The following is a 23,481-nucleotide window of genomic DNA, read 5'->3' on the forward strand; positions in this document are numbered from 1 at the left end:
CTGAGCCGTGCGGGCGGTGCCCGTCGCCACCCGGGCGTCGCCGCCCGGATCAGCCCAGCCGGGCCAGTACCGGACGCAACGCCGCCGCCACGTCGGGCGCGGTGACCGGACCGCCGCGCGCCGCCTCCCGGCCGGCCAGCCCGTGCAGGTACGCCGCCGCGGCGGCCGCCCGCTCCGGGGCCAGCCCGGCGGCGAGCAGCGAACCGAGCAACCCGGCCAGCACGTCGCCGGTGCCACCGGTGGCGAGCACCGGCGTGCCGGTCGGGTTCACGTACGCGCGGCCGTCGGGCGTGCCGATGATCGTGTGGTCACCCTTGAGCAGCACCACCGCGTTCATCCAGGCGGCCAGCCGCAGCGCGGCGGCGACCCGGTCCTCCCCCGGCATCTCGCCGCAGAGCCGGGCGTACTCCCGGTCGTGCGGCGTCACCACGATCGGCGCGTCCCGGCCGCGCAGCCGGTCGGCCAGCTTGCCGTCGACGAGCAGCGTCAGCGCGTCCGCGTCGAGCACCACCGGCACCGGCGCGGCAAGCACCGCGCGCAGCTCGGCGGCGGACTCCTCGCCCGTACCGAGGCCGGAGCCGCACACCCACGCCTGCACCCGGCCCGCGTCCGCGACCCGGCCGGTGGCGATCACCGACGGGTGCTGGTGCAGCACCTCGCCCTTGGCGCTCCCGGCGTAGCGGACCAGGCCGGTCGGGCCGGCGAGCGCCCCGGCGACCGAGAGCACCGCGGCGCCGGGGTAGGTGGCCGAGCCGGTGGCCACGCCGACCACACCCCTGGTGTACTTCTCCGACGACGCGCCCAGCTCCGGCCACCAGCCGACCACGTCTGTCTGCTCGATCACCTGGAGCGCCGGGGTGCCGCGCAGCCACGGCGTCAGCCCGATGTCGACCAGCTCGACCTCGCCGGCCAGCTCGGCGGCCGGGCCGACGACCAGCGCCGGTTTGAGCGCGCCGAACGCCACCGTCACGTCGGCGCGGACCGCGCGGGGCCGCCCGGCGTCGGTCAGCGGGACGTGGCCGGTGTCGACAGCGACGCCGCTCGGCACATCGACAGCGACCACCGTGGCGGGCCCACCGTCGCGCCCGCGCTGCCCGGTCAGGCTCGCGGCCAACTGCTCGGCGGTCTCCCGCAGCCCACCGGTGCCGCCGATGCCCACGATCCCGTCGAGCACCAGGTCGGCTCCGGCGGGCGGCCGATCGACGACGCGCCCGCCGGCGGCACGCAGGGCCGCCAGCCCTTCCGCGTGCGCCCGCCCGGGGCTCAGCAGCAGCGCGGCCACCGCCGCGCCCCGGCGGGCCAGGTGCGCGCCCGCGAAGAGCGCGTCACCGCCGTTGTCGCCGGAGCCGATCAGCAGCAGCACCCGGGCGCCGTAGACCCCGCCCCGGTCACCGAGCAGCAAGGCGCAGCGCCGGGCCAGCCCGGCCGCGGCCCGCTGCATCAGCGCCCCGGGCGGAAGGGTGGCCATCAGGCCCGCCTCCGCCGCGCGAACGTCCGCGACGCGCCATACCGGTCTCATGCCACCCCGTCCCGTTCGTCGCGCCGGCTCAGCGCCCGCCCGCGGCTGTCCCGATCACGGCCTCACCCTACCGGCGGTACGAACCCGGGACCGGCTGACGGAAACGCCCTGTGGAAAACCCCGGCCGTTGTCCACAGGGGTCGGCGGCCGGGTCGCCGGACGGCCTAGCGTCCCGGTGTCCGGGGCCGGTGGGTGGCGTCGGGCGACCTGGGGAGGTCACGTGGTGGAGAAACCGTTCGACGTCGACCCGGAGCTGCTGCGCGCGGTCGCACGGGAGCTGGCCGACGACGCGTACCGGCTGGCCCGAGGGCCGGGGGCGGCGCCGGAGGCGCTGCTGGTGGCGGCGCCGGACGGCTGGCGGGCCGGGGCGGCGCTGGCCGACCTGGAGTCCGCGGTAAGGCGCTGGTCCGGCGCGCTCGGCGCCCGGGTGGCCGACACCGCCGGGGCGTTGCGCCGCGGGGCGGACGGCTACGAGGCGGTGGACGAGCGCGCCGCGCGCCGCCTCAGCGGGGTGCTCCGGTGACCGGCGGCGCTCCCGGGCGGCCCGATCCGAGCTCCGGAGGGCCCGGCGAGGGCCCGGCGGACGTCGGGTACGCGCAGCTCTGGCGGGCCGATCCGGCTGCCTGGTCCACGGCCGGGGTGGCCTGGCGAGGGCTCGCCGGGCCGGTGCGCCGTCGCGCCGACGCGCTGACCGCCCGGATCGGCACGCTCCGGCCCGGGTGGTCGGGCGCCGCCTCGGTCGCGGCCCAGCAGCGGATCGGGGACCTGCGCACCGACCTCACCGACGTGCTGCCCGCCCTGTTCGAGGTAGACCAGGTGCTGGCCGAGTTCGGCGCCCGGCTGGGGGCGGCGAAGGCCCGCCTCGGCGCGGAGGTGGCCCGCGCCGAGTCCGGCGGCCTGCTCGTCGACCGTGCCGGCGCGGTGCGGTCCGATCCGGCCCGCCCGGTGTCCCGGGCCGGTCCGGCGGTGGTGGACGCGCGGGCCGGGATCCGGGGCGCGCTGACACTCGCCGGCGCCGCCGACCGGGAGGCGGCTCGCCGCCTGGCGGAGCTGACCACCGCCACGGTGACCGGCTGGGTCAGCGTCCCGCCCGCGTGGCGGCCGGGCCCCGGCGCCGGGCCGGCCGAGGTGAGCCGCTGGTGGGCCGGGCTGAGCGCGGCCGAGCGGCGCTGGCTGGTCGGGCGGGAACCGGATCGGATCGGCCGCCTCGACGGCGTGCCGGCCGCCGCCCGGGACCAGGCCAACCGGCTGCTGCTCGGCGACCGGCGGGAGCAGTTGCTCGTCCGGCGGCTCGCGCTGCTGCGGCCGCTGCCGGCCGGACCGTTGGAGGCGTCCCGGCGGGTCCGGCTCGCCGGCGTCGAGGCAGCGCTGCGCGGGCTGAACCGGCTGAGCGAGCGGCTCGCCGCGCCCGGGCTGCCGCGGGCGTACCTGCTGGGGCTGGACCCGCGCGGCGACGGGCGCGCGGTGGTGGCGCTCGGCAACCCGGACCGGTCCGCCGCGGTGCTGACCTACGTCCCGGGCATGACCTCGGACCTCGCCGACGCGCCGGACGAGCTGGGCCGGGCCGCCCGGGTGCTGCAGCGGTGCGCGGCGCTGGGGCCGGGCGAGGAGGCGGCGGCGGTGCTCTGGCTGGACTACGACGCGCCCGACTTCCTCACCGAGGCGGCCGGCCCCCGGCAGGCCGAGGACGCCGGGCCGGCTCTGCACCGGTTCCAGGAAGGGCTACGCGCCGCACACGAGGGTTCGCCGGCCCGGCAGACGGTGCTCGGGCACAGCTACGGCTCGCTGGTGGTCGGCGCCGCCGCCCGGGACCACGGGCTGAGCGCGGACGCGCTGGTATTCGTCGGCTCGCCCGGCGTCGGCGTCGACCACGCCACCGAGCTGCGGATGCGCGCCGGCGAGGTCTGGTCGTCGACCGCGCCGGACGACGTGATCCGGCTGGCGCGTCCGCCGGACGAGCTGGCCCGCCGCGCCCTGCTCGCCGGCACGCCGCTCGGCCCGGCGCTGGCCGTGCTCGACCCGCACGCCGAGCGGCTCTGGTTCGGCGCCGACCCGAGCGCGCCGGGTTTCGGCGGGCGGCGGTTCCCGAGCGCCCCGCACGGTCACACCGGCTACTGGGACCCGGACAACCCGGCGCTGGACGGGATGGCCCGGATCGTGCTGGGCCGATGAGCCGCCCGATGCCGTCCGGCGGCCGTCCCAAAGGATCCGGGAGCCGCCCGGGGCGGGCCGGAGACGGCGCGGTCCCTCCCCCCGGCCGACGGGTGGAGGGACCGCTGGCGAAAAGCGGACTACTCGACGGTGACCGACTTGGCCAGGTTCCGGGGCTGGTCCACGTCGTGCCCGCGGGCGGCGGCGATCTCGGCGGCGAGCACCTGCAACGGCACGGTGGTCACCAGCGGCGCCAGCAGTGTCGGCGTACGCGGCACGTAGATCAGGTGGTCGGCGTAGCGGACCACCGCCTGGTCGCCCTCCTCCGCGATCACGATCGTGCGGGCGCCCCGGGCGCGTACCTCCTGGATGTTGGAGACGACCTTGTCGTGCAACATGCCCCGGCCGACCGGCGACGGCACGATGCAGATCACCGGGGTGCCCTGGTCGATCAGCGAGATCGGGCCGTGCTTCAGCTCACCGGCGGCGAAGCCCTCGGCGTGCATGTACGCCAGCTCCTTGAGCTTCAGCGCGCCCTCCAGCGCCACCGGGTAGCCCACGTGCCGGCCGATGAACAGCACCGTCGGCTCGGACTTCAGCTCGCGGCCCAGCTCGCGGACCGGCTCGATCCGGTCCAGCAGCTCCCGCAGCTTGCCCGGCATTTCCTGGAGCTGGGCGACCACCGCGCCCACCTCGTCGGCGAACTTGATGCCGCGCACCTGGGCCAGGTGCAGGCCGATCAGGTAGCAGGCGACGACCTGGGTGAGGAACGCCTTGGTGGAGGCGACGGCGATCTCCGGGCCGCCGTGGGTGTAGAGCACGGCGTCGGACTCGCGCGGGATGGTCGAGCCGTTGGTGTTGCAGATGGCCAGCACGCGGGCCTTCTGCTCCTTGGCGTGGCGCAGCGCCATCAGCGTGTCCATCGTCTCGCCGGACTGCGAGATCACCACGATCAGCGTGGACCGGTCCAGCACCGGGTCGCGGTAGCGGAACTCGCTGGCCAGCTCCACCTCGCAGGGGATTCGGGTCCAGTGCTCGATGGCGTACTTGGCGACCAGGCCGGCGTGGTAGGAGGTGCCGCAGGCGACGATGAAGATCTTGTCGACGTCGCGCAGGTCCTGCTCGCTGAGGCGGACCTCGTCGAGGGCGATCTCGCCGGTCTCGGTGAGCCGGCCCAGCAGCGTGTCGGCGATGGCCTGCGGCTGCTCCTCGATCTCCTTGAGCATGAACCAGTCGTAGCCGCCCTTTTCGGCGGCCGACGAGTCCCAGTCGATGTGGAAGTCGGTGCCGCTGGCCGGCTGACCGTGGAAGTCGGTGATGTCGATGCTGTCCGGGGTGATCAGGACGATCTGGTCCTGCCCCAGCTCGACCGCGTCCCGGGTGTGCTCGATGAACGCGGCGACGTCGCTGGCCAGGTAGTTCTCGCCGTCGCCCCGACCGACGACCAGCGGCGAGTTGCGCCGGGCGCCGACCACCGCGCCGGGGATGCCGGCGTCGACGGCGAGCAGCGTGAACGCGCCCTCCAGGCGCCCGCAGACCACGCGCATGGCGGCGGCGAGGAGCTGCGGGCTGTCGGTCTCGCCGGCCGCGCGCAGGTCGGCCAGCGCGCGGGCGATCAGGTGCGCGGCGCACTCGGTGTCGGTGTCGCTGGCGAACTCGACGCCCTCGTCCTCCAGCTCGGCGCGGAGCTTCGCGAAGTTCTCGATGATGCCGTTGTGGATCACCGCGACGCGGCCGTCCGGGGAGAGGTGCGGGTGGGCGTTACGGTCGGTCGGGCCGCCGTGGGTGGCCCAGCGGGTGTGGCCGATGCCGGTGGTGCCGTCGCCGATGCCGATCGGGCTGGCGGCGCAGTCCTCGGGGTTGTCGGCCGCCCGCTCGGAGAGGACCTTCTCCAGGTTCGCGAGCTTGCCGGCCTTCTTCTCGGTCAGGAGCTCGTCCTCGCAGACCACGGCGACACCGGCCGAGTCGTAGCCGCGGTATTCGAGCCGCCGCAGTCCGTCAAGCACGATGCCGAGCGCCGGGCGGGCACCGGCGTAACCCACGATTCCACACATGGTCCGCAGCCTAACCGAGTTTCGCTCATCGCGCGTGCTCGGAAGGCCGGTTAACGATCACTGAATTTGAGCGAACCGAACACCGGGGTTGCTATGTCGGACAACGCACCAGCCGGGCTCATCTGCCGTTTGCGTACCGGTTCGGGACGTGCCGCGCACCGGGCGGACCGGGTCCACGCGGGTGGCCGCCACGGCCTACATTGGGGCCGGGCTCCGCCCCCGGGCCCATCGTTCCGCGGGCGTCCGCGCCGTACCCCTGTGAGCTGAGCCGATGTCCGAGACGACCCCTACCCCCGAGCCGACCTCCGGACCGGTCGACCCGACCGCCGCGCCGGTGCCCCCGCAACCCTCCACCTGGACGCCGCCGGACCCGCTGGCCGCTCCGCAGCCGTGGACGCCACCCGAGCCCTGGTCGCCGTCGTCGCCGTCGCCCTGGAGCGCCCCCGGCGCCGGTCACCCCGGTCCGGCGGGCGGCGCCGAGGGGCGGCCGGCGGGCGATCCGGGCCGGGCCGCTCCGGCCGACTCACCGGGCGCCGGCGACCAGGGACAGCCCGGGACGCCGGGCGGGCCCGCCAACCCGGACGCACCGCAGTGGCCGGCCCAGCCGGGAGCACCGGGCTGGCCGGCGCAGCCGGGCACCCCTGGCTCGTCCCCACCGCCGAGCGCCTACCAGCCCGGCACGTATCCGCCCGGGCCGTACCCGCCCACCGCGTACCCGCCGGGGCCCTACCCGCCGCCGTACGCGTACCCGGGGATGCCGCCGCGCCGCAGCGGCGGCGGTTGGGCGGTCGGGGTGGTGGTCGGCATCGTCACCGTCCTGGCGCTGATCGTCTGCGGCTGCGTCGGGCTGGCCTTCCTCGGCAGCACCATGGACGACGGGTCCGCAGCCGGCACCGGGTACGAGGAGCCGATCTACGGCGAGCCCGGCGACTGGACCGACGACCCGAGCGCGCCCCCGGCGAGGCCGGCGACCACCCCGTCCGGCGGCCCCGGCAAGTACACAGTGCTGTACGAGGTGACCGGCTCCGAGGGCGACGCGGAGGTGCAGTACTACGACGCGAACGGCGACTTCCACCAGCTCAACCTGGTGGACTCGTCCTGGCGGCTGAGGTTCACCACGAACAACCGTGAGCGGGTCCAGATCGTCACCATGCCCGGAAGCGCTGCTGGGTTGACCTGCCGGATAACCATCGACGGCAAGGTCGTCTCCCAGAAGTCGGGAAGGTGGGGCGTGACCTGCTTCGGCTGGTGAGCCCGTGGTGGCGGGCCGTAGGCTCGCAGCCGTGACGACGACCGATCCCCTGGTGGCCCGGATGCGGCCGTTCGGCACCACCGTCTTCGCCGAGATGTCCGCGCTGGCCGTGCGTACCGGGGCGGTCAACCTCGGGCAGGGCTTCCCGGACACCGACGGCCCGCCGGAGATGCTCGCCGCCGCCGCCGAGGCGCTGCGTACCGGCCACAACCAGTACCCGCCCGGCCCGGGCATCCCCGCGCTGCGCGTCGCCGTCGCCGCGCACCAGCGACGGTTCTGGGACCTGGAGTACGACCCGGACGGCGAGATCGTCGTGACGGCCGGCGCGACCGAGGCGATCGCGGCGAGCATCCTCGCGCTGTGCGAGCCGGGTGACGAGGTGATCTGCTTCGAGCCGTACTACGACTCGTACGCCGCCTCGATCGCGCTCGCCGGAGCGGTGCGCCGCCCGGTGACGCTGCGGCCCGGCGCCGACGGCAGGTACGCGTTCGATCCGGACGAGCTGCGCGCCGCGTTCGGGCCGCGTACCCGGCTGGTGCTGCTGAACTCGCCGCACAACCCGACCGGCAAGGTCTTCACCGCAGACGAGCTGACGACGGTCGCCGAGCTGTGCCGGGAACACGACGTGTACGCGGTCACCGACGAGGTGTACGAGCACCTGGTGTTCACCGACGCCGCCGCGCCGCACGTGCCGCTGGCCACGCTGCCCGGCATGCGGGAGCGGACGCTACGCATCTCGTCGGCCGGCAAGACGTTCTCCTGCACCGGCTGGAAGGTCGGCTGGGTGAGCGGACCCGCGCCGCTGGTGGCGGCGGTGCTGCGGGTGAAGCAGTTCCTCACGTTCGTCAACGCCGGCCCGCTGCAACCGGCGGTGGCGGTGGCGCTCGGGCTGCCGGACGCCTACTTCACCGGGTTCCGGGACGACATGCAACGCCGCCGGGACCAGCTCGTCGCCGGGCTGGCCGACGCCGGGTTCGGCGTGCTCGCGCCGGAGGGCACCTACTTCGTCACCGCCGACGTCACGCCGCTCGGCGGCCGGGACGGGGTGGAGTTCTGCCGGGCGCTGCCGGAGCGCTGCGGCGTGGTGGCGGTGCCCACGCAGGTGTTCTACGACGACGTGGAGGCCGGCCGACGGCTGGTCCGGTTCGCGTTCTGCAAGCGGCCGGAGGTGCTGGCCGAGGCGGTGACCCGGCTGCGCGGTCTGCGCGGAAACTGAACCGCCCGCTGGAGCGAGATCCCCAGCGGGCGGGCGGCGTGGCTCAGGCGACCGGGCTGGCGGTGCGGACCTGCTCGGCGATGCGCTCGGCGACCTCGCGCGCGGTGTCCTCGGTGGCCGCCTCGACCATGACCCGCACCAGCGGCTCGGTGCCCGACGGGCGCAGCAGCACCCGGCCGGTCTCGCCCAGCTCCGCCTCGGCGCGCTCGACCTCGGCCCGGACAGCCGGTGCGGCGGCGCCGACGGTACGGTCGCCGACCGGCACGTTGATCAGCACCTGGGGCAGCTTGGTGACCACGGCGGCCAGCTCGGCCAGCGAGGTGCCGGTGGCGGCCATCCGCGCCATCAGGTGCAGGCCGGTCAGCACGCCGTCGCCGGTGGTCGCGTACGCGGGCAGCACGATGTGCCCGCTCTGCTCGCCGCCGAGCGCCAGGCCGGAGGCGCGCAGCTCCTCCAGCACGTACCGGTCGCCGACCTTGGTCTCGACCAGCCGGATGCCGTGCTCGGACATGGCCAGCCGGAGACCGAGGTTGCTCATCACGGTGGCGACCAGCGTGTCCTGGGTCAGCTCGCCGGCGTCCCGCATGGCCAGCGCGAGGATCGCCATGACCTGGTCACCGTCGACCTCGTCGCCGTCGGCGGTGACCGCGACGCAGCGGTCGGCGTCGCCGTCGTGGGCGATGCCCAGGTGCGCGCCGTGCTCGACCACGGCGGCGCGCAGCGCGTCGATGTGGTTGGAACCGCACTCGTCGTTGATGTTGAGCCCGTCCGGCTCGGCGTGGATGGCGATGACCTCGGCGCCTGCCTCGCGGTAGGCGACCGGGGCGACGTCGGCCGCCGCGCCGTTGGCGCAGTCGACCACGACTTTGATCCCGTCGAGGCGGTGCGGCACGGTGCCGACCAGGTGCTGCACGTAGTGGTCGGCGCCGTCGAGCAGGTCGTGTACGCGGCCGACGCCGGCGCCGGTGGGGCGCTTCCAGGCGGTGGTGGCGTTCGCCTTCACCGCCTCCTCGATCCGCATCTCGATCTCGTCGGGCAGCTTGTGCCCGCCGGCGGCGAACAGCTTGATGCCGTTGTCCGGCATCGGGTTGTGCGAGGCGGACAGCATCACGCCCAGGTCGGCCTTGGCCTCGGCGGTGAGGAACGCCACGGCCGGGGTGGGCAGCACGCCGACCCGGACCACGTTGGCGCCGGCGCTGGTGAGCCCGGCGACCACCGCCGCCTCCAGCATCTCGCCGCTGGCCCGGGTGTCCCGGCCGACCACCGCGAGCGGCGGATGGCTCTTGTCGGTCTCGGCCAGCGTGTGGGCCGCGGCCACCGCGACCGCAAGCGCCAACTCCGGGGTGAGATCCGCGTTCGCCCGCCCGCGTACGCCGTCCGTGCCGAACAACCGGCCCATACCCGCCAACCTCCGTGGAACTGCCGATGAGGAGAGAAACGCGGAACGGCCGGTCCGCCTCCCGGGAAGGGGAAGCGGACCGGCCGTCCGTCAGAAGTACAAGGCGCTTGTGGTGATCAGCGCTTCGAGTACTGAGGAGCCTTGCGGGCCTTCTTGAGGCCGTACTTCTTGCTCTCCTTGACCCGGGCGTCACGGGTCAGGAAGCCGGCCTTCTTCAGGGCCGGGCGGTCGTCGGGCTCGCTGACGATCAGCGCCCGGGCGATGGCGAGCCGCAGCGCGCCGGCCTGGCCGGTGGTGCCGCCGCCACGCAGGTTGGCGATCACGTCGAACGCCTCGGCCTTCTCGGCGGTGACCAGCGGGTCCTTGATGAGCTGCTGGTGCACCTTGCTCGGGAAGTAGGCCTCGAGGTCGCGGCCGTTGCAGGTGATCTTGCCGCTGCCCGGGACGATCCGGACCCGGACGATGGCTTCCTTGCGCCGACCCACGGTCTGGATCGGGCGGTCACCACGGGGCGCGCGCGCGACGGGCGCCGGCGCCTCGGTGGCCTCGGGGGCGACCTCGGTGGCGGTGATGTCGGTCATGCTGCTTCCTTCGCCCGCGCTCACTGCGCGATCTGCTTGATCTCGAACGGCACCGGCTGCTGCGCGGTGTGCGGGTGCTCGGCACCGGCGTAGACCTTCAGCTTCTTGAGAAGCTGACGGCCCAGCTTGTTGTGCGGGAGCATGCCCTTCACGGCCAGCTCGATGGCCCGCTCGGGCCGCTTGGTGAGCAGCTCGTCGTAGCCGACCCGCTTCAGACCACCCGGGTAACCGGAGTGGCGGTAAGCGACCTTGGTCTGGCGCTTGTTGCCGGTCAGCGCGACCTTGCCCGCGTTCACGATGACGACGAAGTCGCCCGTGTCGACGTGCGGCGCGAAAGTCGGCTTGTGCTTGCCACGCAGGAGCGTGGCGGCGTGGGTCGCCAGGCGGCCCAGCACGACATCAGAGGCGTCGATGACGTGCCACTGACGCTCGATCTCACCCGGCTTCGGGCTGTACGTACGCACAGGTCTACCTTGTCTCGTCGTCGGTCTGGGGTCGCGCGCCGAGGTGACCGGGAATACCCAGCCGGACCAGCGCGCACGAACGACCAAGCGTACCTGATGCGGCACGCCTAAGAATGTCGTACAACAGCAGGCAACGATACCCGGCCGCCCGGCGGCAGGTCAAAACGGGGTAGTACCCCGCGTGGCCTGCGCGTTCGCCATGGCGCAGCTCACACGCCGACCAGCGTACGCGGCCCGGGACGCAGGTAGACCACCCAGGTCACCAGGAAGCAGAGCGCGTACCAGGCGATGAATGCCAGGTAGGCGGCGTCAGCCGTGCCGGAGGCCAGGAACGACTGCCGGAACGCCACGTTCACCAGCACCCCGCCCGAGGCTCCGACCGCCCCGGCGATGCCGATCACCGCCCCGGACAGGCGCCGGGCCCGCCGCTGCGCCGCCTCCGGGTCGCCGGTCAGCTCGCTCTCCGCGACGGCCCGGGCCCGGAAGATCGCCGGGATCATCTTGTACGTCGAGCCGTTGCCGATGCCGGAGAAGACGAACAGCGCCAGGAACCCGGCCAGGTAGAGCGGGAACGAGCGCTCCCGGGCCGCGTACAGCACCAGCCCGGCGCCGGCGGCCATGGCCACGAAGTTCCAGAACGTGACCCGGGCCCCGCCCAGCCGGTCGGCGAGCTGGCCGCCCACCGGCCGGATGAGCGACCCGATCAGCGGCCCGAGAAAGGTCAGCCAGGCGGCGTCGACGGGCGTCGGGAACCGCTCGTGGAACTGGAGTTGGAGCACCTGGCCGAAGGCGAACCCGAAGCCGATGAACGAGCCGAACGTGCCCACGTAGAGCAGCGACATCACCCAGGTGTGCGGGTCGCGGGCCGCCGCGCGCAGCGCGCCCGGCTCGTTGCGCGCCCCCGGAACGTTGTCCAGCCAGCGGGCCGCGGCCAGCGCGGCCAGCACGATCAGCGGCAGGTAGACCGCCGGCACCAGCCGGGGGTACGCGGCGCCGGCCGTCGCCAGCACCGCCAGCCCCACCAGTTGCACGGCAGGTACGCCCAGGTTGCCGCCACCGGCGTTGAGCCCCAGCGCCCGGCCCTTGAGCCGCTCCGGGAAGAACAGGTTGATGTTCGCCATCGAGGAGGCGAAGTTGCCGCCGCCGACGCCGGACAGGCAGGCCAGCACCATCAGCGTGGCGTACGACACCCCGGGCTCGATCAGCACCGCCATCGGCACCGCCGGCACGAGCAGCAGCAACGCGCTCACGATGGTCCAGTTCCGGCCGCCGAAGCGGGCCACCGCCAGCGTATACGGCAGCCGCAGCACCGCCCCCAGCGCGGCCGGTACGGCGGTGAGCAGGAACTTCCCGGCCGGGTCGATGCCGTACTCGGGACCCAGGAACAACACGGTCACCGACCAGAGGCTCCACACGGAGAAGCCGACGTGCTCGGCGAAGATCGAGACGTACAGGTTGCGCCGGGCGACCCGGGCGCCCCCGGCGGCCCAGAACGCCGGGTCCTCCGGCCGCCATTCGGTGAGCCGTCCGGCGGTGCGGGCCGACGGCCGGGTCGGTGCGGAAACGAGCGTGCTCACGGCGACTCCTCCTCGTCGATGACGAGGGGACGCTCTCAGCCGGCGGTTTCCCCGGCGTACCCCGCGCGCGTCGGCGCGGCAACGGAGATCGCACGTCCGCCGGAGGGCGCCCGTGAGGCGGTCACAGCTCCTGGAGGATCCGCAGGGCCCGGCCGACCCGCTGCATGGTCTCGGTGTCGGCCACGTCCACGCACTCGGCGAACCACTTCTTCATCGGTGCGGAGATCCGGTCGGGCATCACCACGTACGCGCCCATCGGCACGGCCAGCGGCGAGTCGCGCAGCAGCGACTCCTCGACCACCTCGGCCACGATCACGATGGGTACCGCAGTGGCGTTGTAGACGTCGGAGCTGATCACCAGACCGAACCGTTCCCGGGCGCCGGAGATGCGCCAGACCTCGCCCCTACGCAGCACGCGGACGCCCGCCGAACAGGGCGTCGTCGACGAGCGCGGCCTCCTGGGCGTCGGCCAGGGCGGCGGCTTCCAGGTCCAGGCCGGCACGGCCGACCGCGTCGGCGTGCGCGGTGAAGACCTCGCGCAGCGCCTTCTCCCGGGCGGCCTGGTCCATCCAGGCGGAGAGGGAGAGCCCTTCCCGCTTGGCGAACCGGCGCGCTTCCTCGATCGTCTCGTCGGAGAACGACAGTGTCACCTTGGCGGTCATGCCGGGAAGACTACCCAGCGGTATGACCAGCAGTCATCCTCGTTCCCGCCGGACGAGGAATCGGACACCAGCAGGTGAAACAAGCGAAGCTGGTTGCGGATATTGCACTTGGACGCGACCATGGAGGAGGTCCGACGGACGCGAGCCACATCTGCCACAGGGAGCCGCGATGAGCCTCAGCACCGGCATGGCCGCCTCGGTCATGCCCACCGAGGGAGCGGAGCGCCAGAAGGCGGCCGCCATGGAGGAGTTCCTCGTGCGGCATCCCCTCGCTGCGGGCGAAGGCGTGGCCCGACTCGTCTCGGCGGACGGCGAAGAGGTCGAGGTTCCCGCCCAGATGTTCGACGTCCTCCATCAGATCTCGGCGATGCTCGCCCGCGGCGACGGCGTCGCGATCAGCGCCATCTCCCGCGAACTGACGACGACCGAGGCGGCGAGGCTGCTGGGCATGTCCCGCCCCACACTCGTCCGCCTCCTGGAGAACGGATCGATCGCCTCCCACCGGGTCGGCAGCCACCGGCGCCTCTTCCTCCGCGACGTCCTCGCATTCCGGCAACGACAAATGGAAGAGCGACGGAAGTCGTACGAGGCCCTGATGTGGGAGTCCGACGCGCTGGGTTTCACCGACGACGTGTAGTTCCGGGCCCGGCCAGTGGGCGCTGGGTAGGGTGTCCACTGTGATCCCCAGCGCCCCACTGGTGTTCCTGGACGCGAACATTCTCTATTCCAGGACCCTTCGCGACTGGATCAGTCTTCTCGCGCTCGAAGGCGACTGCGCCGTCTTCGATCTGCGGTACAGCGAGGACGTTCTGGCGGAATGGATGTATCGCCTGCGCCGTAAGCGGCCCGAGCATTCCGAGCAGGCGATCGGCGGCCAGCGACGCCGCTTCGTCCAGGCGTTCCCGTACGGCCTCGTCACCGGCTATTCGCCGAACGACGTCCCGTGCCCGCCGGACCCGGACGACCGGCACGTGCTGGCCGCCGCCGTGCACAGCCGCGCCGACATCCTGGTGACCGACGACCGGCGCGCCTTTCCGCCGGAATGCGTACGGGAATCGCTGTCGGTCCGCACCGGCGACGAGTTCCTCAACTGGGTGGCCGACCGTTCGATGCCTCTGGTCATGAGGACGTTGGCGCGGCAGATCGACTACTACCGGCGCAGCCTGGTCGCCGAGGACAAGGACGCGGTCGAACTGATCACCCATCTACGGAAGGCCGGCGCGCCCCGTTTCGCCGATCGGCTCGAGAATCACCTCGCCGAACCGTCCGGCCGCTGACCGCCGAAGACCGCGAAACGCCATTCCTTGAAGAAGCAGTCCACGTCCTCCAGACCCGCCTCGGTCAGCCACCGGCACTGGTCTGCCACCGTGGCCGGCCGGTCGTGCCGCATCCGCTGCCGGGCGCCGGCGATCTCCTCGGCGTCCGAGCCCAGCTCGGTGATCCGCGCCGTCCACACCTCGTCGTAGCGGCGGTCCAGCGCCGGCGTCGGCCCGGCCACCTGCTCGGCGTTGACGAACACGCCGCCCGGCGCCAGCGCGCCCGCGGCCCGCTTGTACAGCGCCCGTTTGCCCTCGTCGTCGAGGTGGTGGATGGCCAGCGCGGAGACCACCGCGTCGTACCGGCCGGCGGGCAGCGGGTCGGCCAGGTCGGCGTGCACAGTGCGGTGCGCCACGCCGCGTTCTGTCAGGTGTCCGGCGGCCACCGCGAGCATGCCGGGGGCGCCGTCCACGAGCGTCAGGCGGACGCCGGGCACGGCCGCGGTCAGCAGCAGGGACAGCAGGCCGGTGCCCGCGCCCAGGTCCAGCACCTCGGGGGTACGCCCGGCGGCGAGCGCGGCACGCAGCGGCGGCGCGGCCACCTCGACGGCGGTGCCGTAGAAGGCGTCGAAGCAGGGCACCAGGCGGCGTCGGGCCTGGTCGTAGCTGCCGGCCACCGCGTCGAACGCGTCCGCCACGCCCATCAGAGCCTCCCGATATTTGAGACAATTTTCCCACATTGTAAACCCCGCCGGGGACGACGTCACCTACGTGCGATGTGAAGCGCTCGTGACAGGACCGAAACAGAGCAGACCCGGACCGGAAACCGCCCGACGGCACGCTTTTCCGACATGACAGACGGTGCACGCACGGCGACGCGAACGGGTTCAGGCCCCGCGCAGGCCGCCACGCACTGCCCGTACTGCGCCCTGCAGTGCGGCATGGTGCTGCGCGCCACCGGCGACGGCGTCGAGGTCGGCGCCCGGGACTTCCCGACCAACCGGGGCGGGCTGTGCCAGAAGGGCTGGACCGCCGCCGACCTGCTCGACCACCCGGACCGGCTCACCACCCCGCTGCTGCGCGACCGGCCCGGCGGCGAGCTGCGCCCGGCGACCTGGGACGAGGCGCTCGACCGGATCGCCGCCGGGGTGCGGGACGTGCAGCAGCGCCACGGGCCGCACGCGGTAGCGGTCTTCGGCGGTGGCGGCCTCACCAACGAGAAGGCGTACGCGCTGGGCCGCTTCGCCCGGGTGACGCTGCGGACCCGGCACATCGACTACAACGGACGCTGGTGCATGTCCTCGGCCGCGGCGGCCGGCAACCGGGCGTTCGGGATCGACAGGGGGTTGCCGTTCCCGCTGGCGGACCTCGGCCGCGCGGACACGCTGCTGCTGGTCGGCGCGAACCCGGCCGAGACCATGCCGCCGCTGATGCGGCACGTCACCGAACTGCGGGAACGCGGCGGCCGGCTGATCGTGGTCGACCCGCGCGCCACGGCCACCGCCCGCCAGGCCGACCTGCACCTGCAACCGCTGCCCGGCACCGACCTCGCGGTGGCGAACGCGCTGCTGCACATCGCGCTCACCGAGGGCTGGCTGGACCGGGCGTACGTGGCGGAGCGGACCACCGGCTTCGACGAGGTCCGGCGGACGGTGGCCGGCTACTGGCCGGCGGAGGTGGAGCGGCTCTCCGGCGTGCCGGTGGCCGACCTGCACGCGACCGCCCGCGCGCTGGCCACAGTGGACCGGGCGATCATTCTCACCGCGCGGGGCGCCGAGCAGCACGCCAAGGGCGTGGACACGGTCACCGCCCTCATCAACCTGGCGCTCGCCCTGGGCCTGCCCGGGCGCCCCGGCTCCGGCTACGGCTGCCTGACCGGGCAGGGCAACGGGCAGGGCGGCCGGGAACACGGGCAGAAGGCCGACCAGCTCCCCGGCTACCGGCGTATCGACGACCCGGCGGCCCGCGCGCACGTCGCCGGGGTGTGGGGCGTCGAACCGGACTCGCTGCCCGGGCCGGGGGTGCCGGCGTACCAGCTCCTGGACGCGCTGGGCACGCCGTCGGGCGCGCGGGCGCTGCTGGTGTTCGGCTCCAATCCGGTCGTGTCCGCGCCCCGCGCCGCGCGGGTCGAGTCCCGGCTGCGCGCCCTGGACCTGCTCGTGGTGGCGGACTTCGTCCGCTCCGAGACGGCCGAGCTGGCCGACGTGGTGCTGCCGGTCGCCCAGTGGGCCGAGGAGGACGGCACGATGACCAATCTGGAGGGCCGGGTGCTGCGTCGCCGCGCGCTGCGTGAGCCACCGGCCGGGGTCCGTACCGAGCTGGAGATCCTCGCCGCGCTCGCCGGGCGGCTGACCGACGGCGCGCCACTGCCGAGCGACCCGCGCGAGGTGTTCGCGGAGCTGGGCCGGGCCTCGGCCGGCGGTCCGGCCGACTACGCCGGGATCACCTGGGACCGGATCGACGCCGACACCGGCGTGTTCTGGCCCTGCCCGGACCGGGACGGCCCGGACACGCCCCGGCTGTTCGCCGACCGCTTCCCCACCCCGGACGGCCGGGCCCGGTTCCACGCCGTGACCCACCGGCCGGCCGCCGAGCCGGTGTGCGCCGACTATCCGCTGCACTTCACCACCGGCCGGGTGCTCGCGCAGTACCAGTCCGGCGCGCAGACCCGGCGGGTCGCCGCGTTGCGCCGGGCCGCGCCGGGCGGCTTCGTCGAGCTGCACCCGGACCTGGCGGCACGGCTCGGCGTGACCGAGGGAGCGCCGGTACGTGTGGTCTCCCGCCGGGGTGAGCTACGGGCGCCGGCCCGGCTCAGCACCGCGATCCGGCCGGACACCGTCTTCGCCCCGTTCCACTGGCCCGGCGCGCAACGCGCCAACTCGGTCACCAACGACGCGCTCGACCCGGTCTCCGGGATGCCCGAGTTCAAGATCTGCGCGGTCCGGGTGGAGCCGGCATGAACGAGCGCATCGTCGTCGTCGGCCACGGCATGGCCGGCGCCCGGCTCGCCGCCGAGCTGCACGCACGCGGCGGGAACCACTCGATCACCGTGCTCGGGGCGGAGCCGCACCGCGCGTACAACCGGATCATGCTCTCCACGCTGCTCGCCGGACGCATCGGTGAGCCGGACGTGGAGCTGGTCGAAGCGGTGGGGCCGGGCGTCGAGGTGCACACCGGCGCGGCGGTCACCGCCGTGGACCGCGCCGCCGGCGAGGTGGTCACCGACGACGGCGAGCGACACGGGTACGACCACCTGGTGCTCGCCACCGGCAGCCGGGCCGTGGTGCCGCCGCTGCCGGGCCTCGCGCCGATGCCCGAGCGGGTCGTCCCGTTCCGCACGCTCGGCGACTGCCGGCGGATCCTCGCCGCCGCCGAGGGCGCGCGCCGCGTCGTCGTGCTCGGCGGCGGGCTGCTGGGCCTGGAGGCGGCCCGCGGGCTGGCCGCGCGGGGTCTCGACGTGACAGTGGTCCACCCGGTCGGGCACCTGATGGAACGTCAGCTCGACCCACCGGCCGGCGCGGTCCTCGCGGGCACGCTCGCCGGCCTGGGCGTCCGGTCCCGGCTCGGCGCGGCGGCCACCGCCGTGACCGCCGACGCCGACGGCGTCCGCCTGCACCTGGGCGACGCCGGGACGCTCGACGCCGACCTGCTGGTGCTCTGCTGCGGGGTACGCCCCGACACCGCGCTGGCCGCGGCGGCCGGGCTCGCCGTCGAGCGGGGCGTGGTGGTGGACGACCGGATGCGGACCAGTGACCGGCGGATCTCGGCGATCGGCGACTGCGCGCAGCACGACGGCACGCTGACCGGGCTGGTCGCGCCGGCCTGGGCGCAGGCCCGGGTGGTGGCCGACGTGCTGACCGGCGCGGACCCGCTGGCCCGCTACCGGCCCCGCCCGGCGGTGACCCGGCTCAAGGCGGCCGGCATCGATCTGGCCGCGATGGGCGACGTGGCCGGGACCGGCGACCCGGGCGGGCCGGTCGAGGAGCTGACCTTCGCCGACCCGGCCCGGGGCACGTACGCCCGGCTGCGCATCCGGGACGAGCGGCTGACCGGCGCGATCCTGCTCGGCGACAACCCGGCGGTCGGCACTGTGGTGCAGCTGTTCGACAGGGGCGCGCCGGTGCCGGCGGACCGGCGTTCGCTGCTGCTCGGCCGCGCGTTCGGCGAGGCGCCGGCCGGGCCGGCCGCGTCCCCGGCGCTGATGCCGGACGCCGCGACCGTGTGCCGGTGCAACGACGTGAGCAAGGGCGCGCTGGTGGCGTGCTGGCGGGCGGGCGCCCGGACGGCGGCGGCGTTGTCCGCGTCGACCCGGGCCGGCACCGGCTGCGGCAGTTGCCGGGACGCGGTGGCCGGCGTCGCCGCCTGGCTCGCCGAGGCCGACCCGCAGGCGACCGACGCGGTACGCGAGACGGTGGAGGTGGCGTCATGAGTGAGCTGATTGTCGTCGGGAACGGCATGGTCGGGCAGCGCTTCGTCGAGGCGCTGCGGGCCCGGGACACCGGCGGGCGGTGGCGGGTCACGGTGCTGGCCGAGGAGCGGCGTCCGGCGTACGACCGGGTGCGGCTCTCGGCCGTCTTCGACGGGGTGGACGCCGACGAGCTGACTGTGCACACCCCCGACGCCGGAGTGGACCTGCGCCTGGGCGAACCGGCCACCGGCGTCGACCGGGCACGGCGCGTGGTGACCACGGCGGCCGGCGGGTACCCGTACGACGCGCTGGTGCTCGCCACCGGCTCGTACGCGTTCGTGCCGCCGGTCGACGGCACCGATCTGCCAGGCGTCTTCGTCTACCGGACGCTGGACGACCTGGCCGCGATCCGGGAGCACGCCCGGGGCCGCCGCACCGGCGTGGTGATCGGTGGCGGCCTGCTCGGGCTGGAGGCGGCGAACGCGCTGCGGCTGCTCGGGCTCACCACGAGCGTGGTCGAGTTCGCGCCCCGGCTGATGCCGGTGCAGGTGGACGAGGCGGGCGGGTCGATGCTGCGCCGCTACGTCGAGGAGCTGGGCGTCACGCCGTACCTCGGGGTGGCCACCACGGCGCTGCGTCCCGGGCCGGACGGCACTGTGGCCGCGCTCGACCTCGCAGACGGGCGCACGCTCGACGCGGAGCTGGTGGTGGTGGCCGCCGGGATCCGGCCGCGCGACGAGCTGGCCCGGGCGGCCGGACTGCCGCTCGGCCCGCGCGGCGGCGTGCTGGTGGACGCCTCCTGCCGCACCGCCGACGAGCGGATCTGGGCGGTCGGTGAGTGCGCCGCGGTGGACGGGGTCTGCCACGGGCTGGTCGCGCCCGGGTACGCCACCGCCGAGGTGGTCGCGGACCGGCTGCTCGGCGGCGCGGCCACGTTCCCCGGCGCGGACACCGCCACGAAGCTCAAGCTGCTCGGCGTTGACGTGGCCTCGTTCGGCGACGCGCACGGCGTCACCCCCGGCTGCCTGGACGTGACGTTCACCGACCCGGCCACCCGCGCGTACGCGAAGCTGGTCCTCTCCGACGACGCGCGGACGCTGCTGGGCGGCGTGCTGGTCGGGGACGCGAGCGCGTACCCGGCGTTGCGGGCCAGTGTCGGCGGGCCGCTGCCCGCTCCCCCGCTGGCGTTGCTGGCGCCGGCCGGCGGCGCGGGCGCCGGCGCGGGGGCGCTGCCGGCCGCCGCCCAGGTCTGCTCCTGCAACGCGGTGACCCGGGCCGACCTGGACGCGGCGATCGCCGGCGGGGCGACCGACGTGCCGGCGTTGAAGGCGTGCACCCGCGCCGGTACGAGCTGCGGCTCCTGCGTGCCGATGCTCAAGCAGCTGCTGGACGCCGCCGGGGTGCGCCAGTCCACCGCGTTGTGCGAGCACTTCGACCTGAGCCGGCAGGAGCTGTTCGACCTGATCCGGGTGCGGGGCATCCGCACGTTCTCCCGGCTCGTCGCCGAGCACGGGCGCGGGAGCGGCTGCGACATCTGCAAGCCGGTGGTGGCCTCCATCCTGGCCTCGCTCGGCGCCGGTCACGTGCTCGACGGCGAGGCGGCGTCGCTGCAGGACACGAACGACCACTTCCTGGCCAACCTGCAGCGCGACGGCAGCTACTCGGTGGTGCCCCGGATCCCCGGCGGGGAGATCACCCCGGAGAAGCTCATCGCGATCGGCGAGGTGGCCCGCGACTTCCAGCTCTACACGAAGATCACCGGCGGGCAGCGGATCGACCTGTTCGGCGCGCGGGTCGACCAGTTGCCGCAGATCTGGCGCCGGCTCGTCGACGCGGGCTTCGAGTCGGGCCACGCCTACGGCAAGGCGCTGCGTACCGTGAAGTCCTGCGTCGGCGACACCTGGTGCCGCTACGGCGTGCAGGACTCGGTCGGGCTCGCCGTCGCGCTGGAGCTGCGCTACCGGGGGCTGCGCGCGCCGCACAAGCTCAAGTCCGCGGTCTCCGGCTGCGCCCGCGAGTGCGCCGAGGCCCGGAGCAAGGACTTCGGCGTCATCGCCACCGAGGGCGGCTGGAACCTGTACGTCGGCGGCAACGGCGGCTTCCGGCCCCGGCACGCCGACCTGTTCGCCACCGACCTGAGCACCGCCGAGCTGGTCACGCTGATCGACAGGTTCCTCATGTACTACATCCGCACCGCCGACCGGTTGCAGCGCACCGCCGCCTGGATTGAGGCGATGGACGGCGGCCTGGACCACCTCCGGTCGGTGCTCGTGGACGACTCGCTCGGCCTCTGCGCCGACCTGGACGCGGCGATGGCCCGGCACGTCACGAGCTACTCCGACGAGTGGCGTGACGTGCTGGAGGATCCGGACCGGCTGCGCCGCTTCACCTCGTTCGTCAACGCTCCCGGCGTGCCCGACCCGTCCATCTCGTTCACCCGGGAGCGGGGCCAGCCGGTACCGGCCCGAGACGCCGGGCACCGCCGCCAACCCGTCGCGCTCGGACTGCCGGAGGTACGCCGATGAGCCCCGTCGTCACGCTGGACTGGACACCGGTCTGCCCGCTGGACCGGCTCGACCTCGACCGGGGCGTGGCCGCGCTCGTCGACGGCGTGCAGGTGGCGGTGTTCCGCACCGCGAACGGGCTGTACGCGGTGGACAACCTCGACCCGGTCGGCGGCGCGTACGTCATGTCCCGCGGTCTCGTGGGCAGCCGGGGCGGCGTGCCGACGCTCGCCTCGCCGCTGCACAAGCAGGTCTACGACCTCACCACCGGGCGGTGCCTGGACCTGCCCGGCGTGACGTTGACGCGGCACCGGGTGCGCTGCCGGGACGGCCAGGTCGAGGTGCGGTTACGGCAGGAGCAGTGATGCGCGACGAGCTGGCCGGTTTCACCATCGGGGTCACCGCGGACCGGCGGCGCGACGAACTGGCCGCGCTGCTCCAGCGGCGCGGGGCGCGGGTGGTGCTCGCCCCGGCGCTGCGGATCGTCCCGCTCGCCGACGACACCGACCTGCGTGAGGCCACCCGGGCCTGCCTGGAACATCCGCCGGACGTGCTGATGGCCAACACGGGCATCGGCATGCGGGGCTGGCTGGAGGCGGCCGAGGGCTGGGGGCTGGCCGAGCCGCTGCGCGCCACGCTCGCCCGCGCGTACGTGGTGTCCCGGGGCCCGAAGGCGACCGGGGCGATCCGCGCCGCCGGACTGCGCGAGCACTGGTCGCCGGGCTCGGAGAGCTGCGACGAGGTGGTGGAGCACCTGGTCGCGCGCGGCGTGGCCGGCCACGTGGTGGCGATGCAACTGCACGGTGAGCGGCAACCCGAGTGCACCGACGCGCTGGTGGCGGCCGGGGCCACCGTGATCGAGGTGCCGGTCTACCGGTGGGCGCCGCCGGCCGATCCGGCGCCGCTGCACCGGCTCATCGACCTGGTCGCCGGGCGGCTCGTCGACGCGGTCACGTTCACCTCGGCTCCGGCGGCCGAGGCCCTGCTGCGGGCGGCCGGGGACCGTACCGAGACGGTGCTGGAGGCGCTGCGCGGCGACGTGCTGGCCGGGTGCGTGGGCACCGTCACCGCCGAGCCGCTGGTCCGGCGTGGGGTGCCGGTGAGCGCGCCGAGCCGGGCCCGGTTGGGCGCGCTGGTCCGCACCATCGTCGAGGAGCTGCCCCGGCGCACGGTATCGGTGAAGGCGGCCGGGCACGTGCTGACGCTGCGCGGCCACGCCGCGGTGGTGGACGGGGAACTGCGCCAGCTCGCGCCGGCCCCGATGGCCGTGCTGCGGGCGCTCGCCGCGTCACCCGGCAAGGTGCTCTCCCGCACCGCGCTGCTGCGTACGCTGCCGCGCGGCGCCGACGAGCACGCCGTGGAGATGGCCGTCGCCCGGCTGCGGGTCGGCCTGAAGGCGCCCCGCGTGGTGCAGACGGTCGTCAAGCGGGGGTACCGCCTGCGGGTCGACTGACCCGCAGGCGGTCAGCCCACCGAGGCCGGGTAGCCGTGCTCGGCCTGGAGGCGGAGCATCGCGTGCTCGACCACTGTCACCAGCACCTGCTTGACCGAGTCGCGCCGACGGGCGTCGCACAGGACCATCGGCACGTCCGGGGAGATGGCGAGCGCCTCCCGGATCTCCTCCATCTCGTAGTGCGGCGCGTCGTCGAAGCGGTTCAACGCCACGACGTACGGCAGCTTGCGGTTCTCGAAGTAGTCCAGCGGCGCGAACGCGTCGGTGATCCGCCGGGTGTCCACGAGCACCGCCGCGCCCACCGCGCCCCGGATGATCTCGTCCCACATGAACCAGAAACGGGTCTGGCCCGGGGTGCCGAACAGGTAGAGGATCAGGTCCTCGGCCATGGTGATACGGCCGAAGTCCATGGCGACCGTGGTGGTCTCCTTGCCCGGCACCTTCGACGGGTCGTCGATGCCCACGCCGGCGGCGGTCATCAGCGCCTCGGTGGTCAGCGGCTGGATCTCGGAGATCGCACCGACCAGCGTGGTCTTGCCCACGCCGAAGCCGCCCGCGACCACGATCTTCGCGGAGATGATCTCCCGGCCGCGGTTCACCCCGTCGGGGTCATAGTTCGCGAAGTCCACTTAGCACCCTTCCAAGCAGGTTCATCCGCGCCGCGAAACCCGTCGCGGGAGCGGCAGTGTGTAGCGTCAGCAGGCCCTCGGCCACCATGTCGGCGACCAGCACCCGGGTGACGCCCAGCGGCATCCGGGTGTAAGCGGCGATTTCCGCCAGCGACTGTGCCCGGCCTTCACAGACCGAGGAGATGCGGTACTTGTCGTGCCCGGCGAACCGCGCCTCGGCCGACTGCGTGGGCGTGCTGGACAGCACCGCCTCGAGCGCGATGTTCTGCAACGGCTCGGTGCGGCCCCGGGTGACCGCGTACGGTCGCACCAGCGCGCCACGCGGATCACGTCGCGGTTCCATCTCGCGATCACCT

At 74.3% G+C, this 23,481-nt stretch carries 22 protein-coding genes; 11 read left to right on the forward strand and 11 right to left on the reverse strand.

Annotated features, from left to right (window positions below; all coding sequences use genetic code 11):
• Window positions 1-49: 49 nt before the first annotated feature.
• Window positions 50-1,519, reverse strand: coding sequence for an NAD(P)H-hydrate dehydratase (locus HA073_RS18610; RefSeq protein WP_043328303.1), 1,470 nt, complete (start codon window positions 1,517-1,519; stop codon window positions 50-52).
• Between the two features lie 220 nt (window positions 1,520-1,739).
• On the opposite strand from HA073_RS18610, the gene HA073_RS18615 reads away from it, so the two are divergent.
• Window positions 1,740-2,042 carry a type VII secretion target gene (locus HA073_RS18615; RefSeq protein WP_069087943.1) on the forward strand — a complete coding sequence of 101 codons (303 nt, stop codon included), beginning with the start codon at window positions 1,740-1,742 and terminating at the stop codon, window positions 2,040-2,042.
• The gene (locus tag HA073_RS31170; RefSeq protein WP_166456943.1) at window positions 2,039-3,691 is read left to right on the forward strand and encodes an alpha/beta hydrolase; all 1,653 of its coding nucleotides are present in this window, start codon (window positions 2,039-2,041) and stop codon (window positions 3,689-3,691) included. Before HA073_RS18615 ends, HA073_RS31170 begins: the two co-directional genes overlap by 4 nt.
• A 119-nt stretch (window positions 3,692-3,810) precedes the next feature.
• On the opposite strand, the gene glmS is transcribed toward HA073_RS31170, so the two are convergent.
• Complete coding sequence (gene glmS / locus HA073_RS18625) at window positions 3,811-5,724, reverse strand: glutamine--fructose-6-phosphate transaminase (isomerizing) (RefSeq protein ID WP_064446591.1); 1,914 nt, start codon at window positions 5,722-5,724, stop codon at window positions 3,811-3,813.
• Between the two features lie 271 nt (window positions 5,725-5,995).
• Between glmS and HA073_RS31025 the strand changes: the two genes are divergently transcribed.
• Together HA073_RS31025 and HA073_RS18635 are read left to right on the forward strand one after the other, a co-directional pair.
• Window positions 5,996-6,976: an MmpS family transport accessory protein gene (locus HA073_RS31025; RefSeq protein ID WP_166456944.1), complete on the forward strand. Its 981-nt coding sequence runs from the start codon at window positions 5,996-5,998 to the stop codon at window positions 6,974-6,976.
• 31 nt (window positions 6,977-7,007) lie between these two features.
• Window positions 7,008-8,192 (forward strand): pyridoxal phosphate-dependent aminotransferase, encoded by a 1,185-nt coding sequence (locus HA073_RS18635; RefSeq protein WP_166456945.1) that lies wholly within the window; start codon window positions 7,008-7,010, stop codon window positions 8,190-8,192.
• A gap of 43 nt (window positions 8,193-8,235) precedes the next feature.
• Here HA073_RS18635 and glmM read toward each other — a convergent pair whose 3' ends face one another.
• From glmM to HA073_RS18665, 6 genes are all read right to left on the reverse strand, one after another.
• Window positions 8,236-9,591: a phosphoglucosamine mutase gene (glmM, locus tag HA073_RS18640; RefSeq protein WP_030501566.1), complete on the reverse strand. Its 1,356-nt coding sequence runs from the start codon at window positions 9,589-9,591 to the stop codon at window positions 8,236-8,238.
• A 116-nt stretch (window positions 9,592-9,707) separates the two neighbouring features.
• Window positions 9,708-10,172 (reverse strand): 30S ribosomal protein S9, encoded by a 465-nt coding sequence (gene rpsI, locus HA073_RS18645; protein WP_030501567.1) that lies wholly within the window; start codon window positions 10,170-10,172, stop codon window positions 9,708-9,710.
• A gap of 20 nt (window positions 10,173-10,192) precedes the next feature.
• Entirely contained in the window at window positions 10,193-10,636 is a 444-nt protein-coding gene (gene rplM, locus HA073_RS18650) for a 50S ribosomal protein L13 (protein ID WP_013288574.1), read from the reverse strand.
• Window positions 10,637-10,845: 209 nt separating this feature from the next.
• Window positions 10,846-12,213 (reverse strand): MFS transporter, encoded by a 1,368-nt coding sequence (locus HA073_RS18655; protein WP_166456946.1) that lies wholly within the window; start codon window positions 12,211-12,213, stop codon window positions 10,846-10,848.
• A gap of 121 nt (window positions 12,214-12,334) precedes the next feature.
• Entirely contained in the window at window positions 12,335-12,628 is a 294-nt protein-coding gene (locus HA073_RS18660; protein ID WP_166456947.1) for a type II toxin-antitoxin system PemK/MazF family toxin, read from the reverse strand.
• The gene (locus HA073_RS18665; RefSeq protein WP_030501570.1) at window positions 12,618-12,875 is read right to left on the reverse strand and encodes a DUF6364 family protein; all 258 of its coding nucleotides are present in this window, start codon (window positions 12,873-12,875) and stop codon (window positions 12,618-12,620) included. The genes HA073_RS18660 and HA073_RS18665 overlap by 11 nt, the downstream gene beginning before the upstream one ends.
• Before the next feature lie 169 nt (window positions 12,876-13,044).
• Here HA073_RS18665 and HA073_RS18670 point away from each other — a divergent pair, with 169 nt between their 5' ends.
• Window positions 13,045-13,512: a helix-turn-helix domain-containing protein gene (locus HA073_RS18670; protein ID WP_166456948.1), complete on the forward strand. Its 468-nt coding sequence runs from the start codon at window positions 13,045-13,047 to the stop codon at window positions 13,510-13,512.
• Between the two features lie 40 nt (window positions 13,513-13,552).
• Window positions 13,553-14,152 (forward strand): PIN domain-containing protein, encoded by a 600-nt coding sequence (locus tag HA073_RS18675; protein WP_083296964.1) that lies wholly within the window; start codon window positions 13,553-13,555, stop codon window positions 14,150-14,152.
• Here the strand turns inward: HA073_RS18675 and HA073_RS18680 are convergent.
• Window positions 14,125-14,835, reverse strand: a complete 711-nt coding sequence (locus tag HA073_RS18680; protein ID WP_166456949.1) for a class I SAM-dependent methyltransferase — start codon at window positions 14,833-14,835, stop codon at window positions 14,125-14,127. The two genes, HA073_RS18675 and HA073_RS18680, sit on opposite strands and share 28 nt — an antisense overlap.
• 147 nt (window positions 14,836-14,982) lie before the next feature.
• Here HA073_RS18680 and HA073_RS18685 point away from each other — a divergent pair, with 147 nt between their 5' ends.
• The 5 genes from HA073_RS18685 to HA073_RS18705 are packed head-to-tail and all read left to right on the forward strand — an operon-like array spanning window position 14,983 to window position 22,496.
• Window positions 14,983-17,091: a molybdopterin oxidoreductase family protein gene (locus HA073_RS18685; RefSeq protein ID WP_166456950.1), complete on the forward strand. Its 2,109-nt coding sequence runs from the start codon at window positions 14,983-14,985 to the stop codon at window positions 17,089-17,091.
• A complete protein-coding gene (locus HA073_RS18690; protein WP_166456951.1) occupies window positions 17,088-18,560 on the forward strand; it encodes an FAD-dependent oxidoreductase in 1,473 nt (490 codons plus the stop codon). The genes HA073_RS18685 and HA073_RS18690 overlap by 4 nt, the downstream gene beginning before the upstream one ends.
• Complete coding sequence (gene nirB, locus HA073_RS18695) at window positions 18,557-21,064, forward strand: nitrite reductase large subunit NirB (protein ID WP_166456952.1); 2,508 nt, start codon at window positions 18,557-18,559, stop codon at window positions 21,062-21,064. Before HA073_RS18690 ends, nirB begins: the two co-directional genes overlap by 4 nt.
• Window positions 21,061-21,408: a nitrite reductase small subunit NirD gene (gene nirD, locus HA073_RS18700; protein WP_043328283.1), complete on the forward strand. Its 348-nt coding sequence runs from the start codon at window positions 21,061-21,063 to the stop codon at window positions 21,406-21,408. Before nirB ends, nirD begins: the two co-directional genes overlap by 4 nt.
• A complete protein-coding gene (locus HA073_RS18705; RefSeq protein ID WP_064446600.1) occupies window positions 21,408-22,496 on the forward strand; it encodes a uroporphyrinogen-III synthase in 1,089 nt (362 codons plus the stop codon). Before nirD ends, HA073_RS18705 begins: the two co-directional genes overlap by 1 nt.
• An 11-nt stretch (window positions 22,497-22,507) precedes the next feature.
• Here the strand turns inward: HA073_RS18705 and HA073_RS18710 are convergent, their stop codons facing one another.
• Window positions 22,508-23,125: an ATP/GTP-binding protein gene (locus HA073_RS18710; RefSeq protein ID WP_030501577.1), complete on the reverse strand. Its 618-nt coding sequence runs from the start codon at window positions 23,123-23,125 to the stop codon at window positions 22,508-22,510.
• Window positions 23,106-23,468, reverse strand: a complete 363-nt coding sequence (locus HA073_RS18715; protein ID WP_030501578.1) for a DUF742 domain-containing protein — start codon at window positions 23,466-23,468, stop codon at window positions 23,106-23,108. Before HA073_RS18715 ends, HA073_RS18710 begins: the two co-directional genes overlap by 20 nt.
• Window positions 23,469-23,481: the final 13 nt, after the last annotated feature.

Origin of the sequence: Micromonospora sp. CMU55-4 (genome assembly GCF_011602315.1) — a bacterium.
GTDB classification, from domain to species: Bacteria; Actinomycetota; Actinomycetes; order Mycobacteriales; family Micromonosporaceae; genus Micromonospora; species Micromonospora chalcea.